Source organism: Desulfonatronospira sp. MSAO_Bac3 (genome assembly GCF_003838035.1).
GTDB classification, from domain to species: Bacteria; Desulfobacterota; Desulfovibrionia; order Desulfovibrionales; family Desulfonatronovibrionaceae; genus Desulfonatronospira; species Desulfonatronospira thiodismutans.
On the sequence record NZ_QYZY01000054.1, the window covers coordinates 1 to 7998 of the forward strand.

Annotated in this window: 9 protein-coding genes; all 9 read right to left on the reverse strand. The window is 51.8% G+C overall.

Annotated elements, in window-relative coordinates; genetic code table 11:
- On the reverse strand, nt 1–423 hold a 423-nt coding region (locus tag D5S03_RS01680; protein ID WP_287042499.1), incomplete at its 3' end, for an SWIM zinc finger family protein.
- Nucleotides 424–1008: 585 nt separating this feature from the next.
- Nucleotides 1009–1527 carry a DUF2442 domain-containing protein gene (locus D5S03_RS01685; RefSeq protein WP_287042500.1) on the reverse strand — a complete coding sequence of 173 codons (519 nt, stop codon included), beginning with the start codon at nt 1525–1527 and terminating at the stop codon, nt 1009–1011.
- Nucleotides 1528–1866: 339 nt separating this feature from the next.
- A complete protein-coding gene (locus tag D5S03_RS01690; RefSeq protein ID WP_008870688.1) occupies nt 1867–2127 on the reverse strand; it encodes a Txe/YoeB family addiction module toxin in 261 nt (86 codons plus the stop codon).
- Complete coding sequence (locus D5S03_RS01695; RefSeq protein WP_502697106.1) at nt 2127–2450, reverse strand: type II toxin-antitoxin system Phd/YefM family antitoxin; 324 nt, start codon at nt 2448–2450, stop codon at nt 2127–2129. Before D5S03_RS01695 ends, D5S03_RS01690 begins: the two co-directional genes overlap by 1 nt.
- A 101-nt stretch (nt 2451–2551) precedes the next feature.
- On the reverse strand, nt 2552–2881 hold the full coding sequence (locus D5S03_RS01700; protein ID WP_008870690.1) for a type II toxin-antitoxin system HicB family antitoxin: 330 nt from the start codon (nt 2879–2881) through the stop codon (nt 2552–2554).
- Nucleotides 2882–3395: 514 nt separating this feature from the next.
- Nucleotides 3396–3701, reverse strand: a complete 306-nt coding sequence (locus tag D5S03_RS01705) for a MerR family transcriptional regulator (RefSeq protein WP_008870692.1) — start codon at nt 3699–3701, stop codon at nt 3396–3398.
- 207 nt (nt 3702–3908) lie between these two features.
- Nucleotides 3909–6305 (reverse strand): phenylalanine--tRNA ligase subunit beta, encoded by a 2397-nt coding sequence (gene pheT, locus D5S03_RS01710; protein WP_008870693.1) that lies wholly within the window; start codon nt 6303–6305, stop codon nt 3909–3911.
- A gap of 45 nt (nt 6306–6350) precedes the next feature.
- Entirely contained in the window at nt 6351–7403 is a 1053-nt protein-coding gene (gene pheS / locus D5S03_RS01715) for a phenylalanine--tRNA ligase subunit alpha (RefSeq protein WP_008870694.1), read from the reverse strand.
- Nucleotides 7403–7756 carry a 50S ribosomal protein L20 gene (gene rplT, locus D5S03_RS01720; RefSeq protein ID WP_008870695.1) on the reverse strand — a complete coding sequence of 118 codons (354 nt, stop codon included), beginning with the start codon at nt 7754–7756 and terminating at the stop codon, nt 7403–7405. Before rplT ends, pheS begins: the two co-directional genes overlap by 1 nt.
- Between the last annotated feature and the right edge of the window lie 242 nt (nt 7757–7998).

Below are 7998 nucleotides of genomic sequence, written 5' to 3' on the forward strand. Positions count from 1 at the left end.
CATGTCCCCGCGGATCAGTTTGAACTCTTCTTTTCTGGCCCGGTTGCGGCGGTCCTCCATGGCTTTTTCCCGGATTTCTTCAGGAGTAAGATAGTCCGAAAGCTTTTCCGGCTCCTGGGTACTGGACTTGTCCTGCCAGTCCTGGACCCGGTCCAGCACATCCAGGGCCACTGCCACCACGTGCTTGCACCCCGGGCCGGGATACGGGCAGTCGCAGGAACAGTCCAGGCCATTATCCCCCACAACCACTACAGTGGAATAGTCCCCGTAGTTGCCGTCCACCTGGTACTCATACCTGCCCTCTTCCGGGAGGGCCTCCATGCACATGTAGGCCCCGTCCTCGTATAAAGTGCGCCCCCGCTGAAAAATCACACTGCTGTCAGCCACCTGGTCGCGAATTGTCAGCTCATCAAAATCAAGCATATTCAGGCTCCTGTCTTGAAATTATCATAAGTCATCGCCGGGAAGTTTCTTTGAAATCCATGCCTTCTGTCAAGTTAAACAGGGCCTGTCACGCCCGGTCCAGATACGCCTGCCAAAATTCTTTTTTGCAGGCGCATCATCATAGCGCTTTCCGGAGTAAGCCATCTGGAACCGGGCTTGATAATCAAAGGCAGATAAAATCCCCTTGTCAAAATCAAGCGTAAGCATTCAGGGGGTCCTCGGTGGTGACTAATGGCACAAGGCCAGGGGACTGTCCCCCGCTAAGTAATGATTATGCAGCGTCACAAAATTTTGCGTCTGTACTTTGTGAATTTGTGCAGGACAAGTGTCGCGGGGACTGTCCCTTTGGCCGGTACCTGCCCCCCTGAATGGTTACAATCAAGCTGTAAAAAATATGCCATTTTTTCCAAGGGGCTGTCTTTGTATCGGAATTGCATCAGGCCTGCGCCGTATGCAAGCAGGAACCGGTACACGCCCAGCCTCTCCCACTGAACAAGGTACACCAGTTCATGAAAATATAGACTCTCGGTCTGACGGGAGTGGCCTATAGTGTTCTTTAAATAATTACTTTTTCATCCGCTCGTTAAGCCATCTTTTCAATGAACTGGGACTCTCTGCGGATCTATGTCCGGCTATAATACCAGAAACCGTCAAGTCTTCGTCCAGCTCAGGCCAATGAATGTATTCACCGTCTCCAATGATTTGATAATTGTTTCTTTCTTCCGGGGTCCCATACCACAAGCGTGGATACCACATTAAGGGAACTATGGTTGTGCGGCCGTCAGTAAGATCGATTTGTAGCGAATCATCACTGACAAAAATATTTTGAGCCCGTGCTCCCTGTTTTTCAACGGCTAAAGAACTCATTCCATTTCTCCATGAAAAATTGTTGATTTCGTTGACCAGCTTTGCAATGGCATTTAATTCATTGCGTCCAAACCCGCCTATGTTCTGCAGCACAACCGGATCAAGCCAGAGTTTGGCAACCATTTTTTCCCGTTGAACATGTATATGTGGAGGCTCTGCCTGATCAAGGGCCACAAAGAAAAAACGGTATGGACCGCGCCTTAACACTGTGGGCATGCTTTATTCCTTTCCATTTCAATCTGCATCCTCCATCCCCTCCGAAATTGTCGGGTGTAATCTGCATTGGGGAAACCCTGTCTGCAGCCAAGGCATCAACTGGAACTTGTTTGCACATTTTTATTTGTTGTCTTACGTGCCGCCAAAAGTCAATGATGGGTTTAAGCGGGTTAGCGGGGGGAACATTTCCATGCGCTCCGCTGCACATTCAGCGCTTGACCTAAAGTGTGCAATAATCAACAGCAATCCTTCCGACCAGTACGGATGGCGATTTACTTTATTGGCTGGGTCCGACCCGATCTGATCACCGAACAAACAGTGGACAAATGCAGTGCCAACTTATTCATAGTGGGACCACATGCGAATGATCTTGACCACTTTTTCATCATCTAAAATCTGATACACTAAGCGATGTTGTATATTTATACGACGCGAACAGGCTCCAGTTAAGTCGCCTGCAAGCTTTTCACAGGGAGGAGGTGACTGATAGGGGTTTTTACGCAAAATTTCCAGCAATATCTGGGCATTTGACTGCAATTTCGCAGCTGATAATTTTTTTGCGTCTCTTTGAGCCTGCTTGGCAAAAACGACTCTCCACATTACCACTCAATTTCCTCAGAGCATTCTTCAATCGGAGTGGCCAGGCCTTTACGAATTGATTCGCGCATCCCAGGGATATTCAGCAGGTACAGAGTTTCCTGGATGGAACGCCAGTCATCTTCCGAGACCAGGACGGCGCTGCCCCGTTTACCTGTTATCACAATCGGCTCGTGGGATGTCTTTGCCTCGTCAATCAGGCGATAAAGTTTGGATCTTGCTTCAGTTGCCGTTAATGTGGGCATATTTGACCTCGACAAACAATGTTTAATTTTTAATTTAGTACGACTTAACGTACGCTTTGTCAAGTGAACAAATTTTAGCATAACGCCAGGCTTCAGCCGCCGGGGAGCAGCAGCAAAGCGAAGCGGGGCCGCTGTTTCCCGGTCGGTGATGCTGTGGTTGTGTGTGGTGCCGGTACTATCGGCTATTGACTTAGCTTTGAGCTGGCAATTCGATTCAGGCTGATACCGGATTCGGCCGCCTGAATAGCTAACTTTCTGTGGACATGAGGCGGAATCCTCACCATAAACTTTCCGCTATAACGCTTGCATGCTATCGGTTCAGGAATAGTTTCTTTGTTTTCACCCATATCAGATATAACCTCTGCCACCGTCTTCCGGATACCCTTTAAAGCTTTCTCAGGCGTATCCGCCAACCAGCTCAAGCCTGGAAATTCAGCACATAGTCCAACATATTCATTATCCTCTTCAGACCATGTAACCCTGTATGTATATTTATCATTTTTTTGTGCCATGATTGCCCTCCAGTTTTTCAATAGCCAAAAGAACCTGTTTAACCTGATATGTTTTGGCCTTTCCTTTCGAATTTTGAATATTTACTCGTGGATCACCCTCCCATGGAGTTTTGTAAATTCGATGGCTGCTTTTTTTCTGTCGGGGTTCGCCAAAAAAATGGTCACAAATCTTGCATAAATCAGAATAGCGAACATCCTTGGGGTTCCACCGAATCTTTTCAAGCATGTCATCGATTTTTGTCATATTAAGATAGTATCAATAATGATATCAATGTCAATAGGTAGAAGCATTTTTATGACACATAACGCCGCTAACCCCATGTGTAAGGATAGTTGTCGCCCTGGAGAATAGAACTTTAGAACCACTTTTTCCATATCAAAATGGCGGTTCTAAGACTCAAAATCAAGCAAAAAAAGAACTCTTATCAAATATTTTCAATATATTGGCTTGGTCCGACCCGAACAGCCGAACAAAGAAATTTGAATGATTTTCAAAATATGAAGGCAGGCGCAGTTACGACTTTAGGATATCTTTGATCTGCTGCAGTTCATCCCTGATGTTTGCAAGGATGCCTGCCATGCGGGCTTCTTCTTCCAGGCGCATTTTTGCTCCCTCGATGGTCAGCTTGTCCTGGTAAAGAAGTTTTTTGATACGGGCAAGGAGCTGAATATGCTCAGATGTGTAAAGGCGCTGGCCCTTGGGGGTGCGCATGGGGCGCAGCTGGGGGAACTCGCTTTCCCAGAAGCGCAGCACGTAGGGTTCAAGCTCAAGAAGCTCTGCGGCCTGGCCTATTTTCAGATATTCTTTTTCCTCTGACATGGGATAAAGGTAACCATTCAGGGGGTTCTCGGTGGTGATTAACTGGCGCGAGGCCTGGGGACTGTCCCGCACTTATTTTTTTAATGAACAATTGACAGATGTAAGCGTTAGAAAATAAGTGCGGGACTGTCCCCGGTCACGCCAGAGGCGTGATTCCGGCATCCCCTGAATGGTTACGGATAAAGATTAACCAGGCCGGCACAAAAATCAAGGAAATCCCACCGGCAACTTTTTAAGAAGCAGATCAGCCAGCTTCTGCTGCTCTTTGTCCACTTCGCTGTCCTTGAGGGTCCTTTCAGGATGGCGGTAAGTCAGGCGCAGGGTAAGCTTCTTTTCCTGCTGTTCCGGTGGCAGATAAACATCCACCAGGGAGAGATCTTCCAGTATGTCCAGCCCGGCGTTTTCCACAACCTGGCGCAGCTGGTCATAGCCAAGTTCCATAGGGGTAACTACGGTCATGTCCCTCTTGACCACGGGGAACCTGGGCAACGGCTGAAACTGCGGCCTGGAAAGGCTGCCGAGGCTTTGCAGTAAATCCAGGTCCAGGTCGCAGTACCAGATATCTTTTCTGGCCTTGTACGCCCTGGCTTTTTCCTGGCGCACCCGGCCTAGCATCCCCAGGCTTTCTTCCCGGCATATGCACTCCACCGCCGGATCCAGGTAAGGATGCTCCTTGTGCAGGACAAAACGTCCCTCATGGCCGACAAAAACTCCCAAAAGATTTTCCACAAGCCCCTTGAGGTCATAAAAATCCGCGTCATCTTCAGGATGCGGCCAGTGCCCCCTGTGCCTGCGCCCGTAAAGAAGAAGGGCCAGGCGGTTGTTTTCCCGCACCCCGGTCTCTGAAGACTCGTCCTGTTCAAAGCTTCTGGCGACTTCAAAGAGCTTGAGCCTGGTATTGCCCTGGCCCAGGTTGTGCTTCAGGGTCTGCAAAAGCCCCGGCAGAAGATGGGTACGCATCACGTCCTGCTCTTCGCTTAAGGGGTTGAAGACTTTTACCCTGCCTTCCAGGGGAACCCCCAGAAAATCCAGGTCAGACATGCCCACAAAACTGTAGTTGATGACTTCCTGCAGACCAAGGCCTCTGGCCCACTGCTTTATATCCCCCAGAAACCGGTATTCGCTGTCCCAGGCTTCCTGGTGCAGGGATTTCTGCACCTTGGGCAGGTGCTCCGGGGTCTTGTCCAGGCCGTAAATCCGACCGATCTCCTCTATGAGATCCACTTCCCGGGTGATATCCGGGCGATAGCTGGGAACTGTAACCTGCATCCCCCCGCCCTCTTCCTGTACTTCACAGCCAAGAGAGGTCAAAACCCTGCGGCAGTAATTCTGGTCCACATCCAGGGCCAGCAGGCTGTTGGCCCGCTCGCGGCGGAAATAAACCTGCACCGGCTTGCAGGGCCTGGGTTCAGCCCTGGATACTCCCTGGTACACCCTGCCCAGACCCAGCTCCGACATGAGCTTTGCTGCCCGGTCCAGGGCAAAGGGGGCATTGGCCTGATCCACGCCCCGCTCGAAACGGAAAGAGGATTCACTGTGCAGCCCCAGTCTCCTGGCGGTCTGCCTGATGTCTAAGGGGTTGAATACAGCACATTCCAGCAGCACCTCGGTACTCTGGTCATTTATTTCCGTATTGGCCCCGCCCATGACTCCTGCCAGGGCCACGGGCTTCTCGCTGTCCCAGATGAGCAGATCGCGGTCATTTAGTTCCCTTTCCTGCTGGTCCAGGGTGGTAAACTTAAATCCCGGCCGGGACCGGTCCACCCTGATTTTATGGCCCTCCAGGAGGTGGCGGTCAAAGGCATGCAGGGGCTGGCCCTGCTCCAGCATGACGTAGTTGGTTATATCCACTATATTGTTGATGGGCCGGACACCTACAGCCATGAGCCTGTAGCGCATCCAGTCCGGGCTGGGCTTTATGGAGCACCCGGAGATTATCCGGGCCTGGTACAGGGGGCATCCCGAAGGATCTTCTATATCTATGTGCACTTCATCCGGGCAGTGCCTGGACTTGTCTTCCTGCAGCGCCGGGTCCGGCTTGTAGAGGGGCAGGTCGAACAGGGCGGCCACTTCCCTGGCCAGGCCCAGAACGCTTAAACAGTCAGGCCTGTTGGGGGTGACCCCGATATCCAGGACGAATTCCTCCAGGTCCAGGGCCTGACAGAGCCCTGTTCCCGGCACAAGGGAGTCGTCTAAGACCATTATCCCGGATGGATCCTGGCCCAGTTCCAGCTCTGTCTCGGAACAGATCATTCCCTGGGAGGTCTCACCCCTGATTTTGCTTTTTTTTATCACCTGGCCGCCGGGAAGCTCTGTCCCCTCCAGGGCCACGGCCACGTTCTGGCCGGCCTGTACATTGGGAGCGCCGCACACTATGCTGAGACTTTCACCAGAGCCCGTGTCCACACTGCAAAGGGACAGTTTGTCCGCCCCGGGGTGCTGTCTTTTCTCCACAACCCGGCCCACCACCATGGGTGCCAGATGGGTAAAAGGCCGGACAATCTCCTCCACCTCCAGGCCCACCATGGTCAGCCTGTGGGATAGCTCGTCTATGCTGCCTTTGTAAGGTGTAAACTCCCGCAGCCAGGATAAACTTAAAAGCATCTGCAGTATCCTTGAGGATGGTTTTGGTTATTGTGCCTGGAAGGCTCAGGCGAACTGGTTCAAAAACTTGATGTCGTTTTCAAAAAACATGCGCAGGTCATTGATCCCGTACTTGAGCATGGCCACCCTTTCCACACCCAGGCCGAAAGCAAATCCGGTATACATTTCCGGATCATATCCCACCTGCAGAAACACCTCGGGGTCGATCATGCCGCATCCCAGCACTTCCACCCACCCGGTTTCCTTGCACACCCTGCAGGTTGTGCCGTCTTCATTTCTGCCGCGCCCCTGGCACATGACGCAGCTGATGTCCACTTCTGCACTGGGCTCGGTAAAGGGGAAGAAACTGGGCCTGAAACGCACCTTGACCTCGGAGTCAAAAATCTGCTGGGCAAAAGCGGTCAAAGTGCCTCGCAGGTCAGCCATGCTGACATGGGTATCCACCAGGAAGCCTTCAATCTGGTGAAACATAGGGGTATGGGTCAGATCTGAGTCCCTGCGGTAGACCTTGCCCGGGGCAATGGCCGCCAGGGGGGGACGCCTTTTCTCCATGGTCCTGATCTGAAGCGGGGAGGTATGGGTGCGCAGCACTAAGGACTCGGAAATGTACAGAGTATCCTGCATGTCCCGGGCCGGATGTCCCGGGGGGAGATTTAAGGCCTCGAAATTGTAGAAATCCGTCTCCACTTCCGGTCCGGTGACGATTTCAAAACCAAGGCCTGTAAAAATATCGCTTATATCCTGGATCACCCGGGTCACTGGATGCACAGACCCCATATCCGGGGTGCGACCCGGCAGGGTGGGGTCAAAGGTTTTATCTCCCTCAGAAGCGGCCTGCTTTTCCAGCTCTGCTTTTCTGCTTTCCAGGATTCTGCCCAGCTCGGTCTTGACCTCGTTGGCTGTCCTGCCGGCTTCGGGCCTGTCTGCAGGGTCCAGCTCCGGAAGCCTGGACATGATCCGGGCCAGCCTGCCCTTGCGTCCAAGGAAAGCCACCCTGGCCTCTTCAAGGTCCTGCAAAGAAGAAGCCTGATCCAGAACATGCTTAAATTCCTGGATCAGGCTTTTCAGGCTGGAATTGATTTCCTGGACGGCATTCATCAGTTGGCCCCGGTCCTGGCCATCTCCGCCAGCCGGGCAAAAGCGGCCTTTTCATGTACAGCCATGTCAGCCAGAACCTTGCGGTTCAGTTCCACGCCGGCCTTGCTCAGCCCGCTCATGAAACGGCTGTAGGACATGCCGTGCTCCCGGGCTGCGGCATTGATGCGGATTATCCACAGTTTGCGGAAATCGCGCTTTTTCTGCCTGCGGTCCCGGTATGCATAGCAAAGGGCCCTTTCCACAGTTTCCTTGGCAGTATAAAACAGCCTGCTTCTGGAGCCACGGTAGCCCTTGGCCATCTTCAAGTATTTCTTATGCCGCTTGTTGGCGGTCTTGCCTCTCTTGACCCGCATAAGTATCTCTCCCTGTTGTATTATTTCTTATGTTCAGCTTTAGCCGGGTAAATTGAAAACGGCATCCCCGGCAAATTTAGAAAGTTTCCATCCGGAAAGCCTTTCTTTCCGGATGTTGAAGCTATTGGTTTTCTTTACGGAAACGAGGAGTTTTTTCTTTTGGCAAGGAAATCAAGCAATTATGAGGAGGCGTATCTTAATACGGTGACGAATAATTGTGCAGATTGACGCCGCCAAAAGGA

Coding starts and splice junctions, on each gene's coding strand:
- D5S03_RS01695 (WP_502697106.1), bottom strand. CDS start 2,450: ATGCTAAAATTTGTTCACTTGACAAAGCGTACGTTAAGTCGTACTAAA.
- D5S03_RS01705 (WP_008870692.1), bottom strand. CDS start 3,701: ATGTCAGAGGAAAAAGAATATCTGAAAATAGGCCAGGCCGCAGAGCTT.
- pheT (WP_008870693.1), bottom strand. CDS start 6,305: ATGCTTTTAAGTTTATCCTGGCTGCGGGAGTTTACACCTTACAAAGGC.
- D5S03_RS01700 (WP_008870690.1), bottom strand. CDS start 2,881: ATGGCACAAAAAAATGATAAATATACATACAGGGTTACATGGTCTGAA.
- rplT (WP_008870695.1), bottom strand. CDS start 7,756: ATGCGGGTCAAGAGAGGCAAGACCGCCAACAAGCGGCATAAGAAATAC.
- pheS (WP_008870694.1), bottom strand. CDS start 7,403: ATGAATGCCGTCCAGGAAATCAATTCCAGCCTGAAAAGCCTGATCCAG.
- D5S03_RS01690 (WP_008870688.1), bottom strand. CDS start 2,127: ATGTGGAGAGTCGTTTTTGCCAAGCAGGCTCAAAGAGACGCAAAAAAA.
- D5S03_RS01685 (WP_287042500.1), bottom strand. CDS start 1,527: ATGCCCACAGTGTTAAGGCGCGGTCCATACCGTTTTTTCTTTGTGGCC.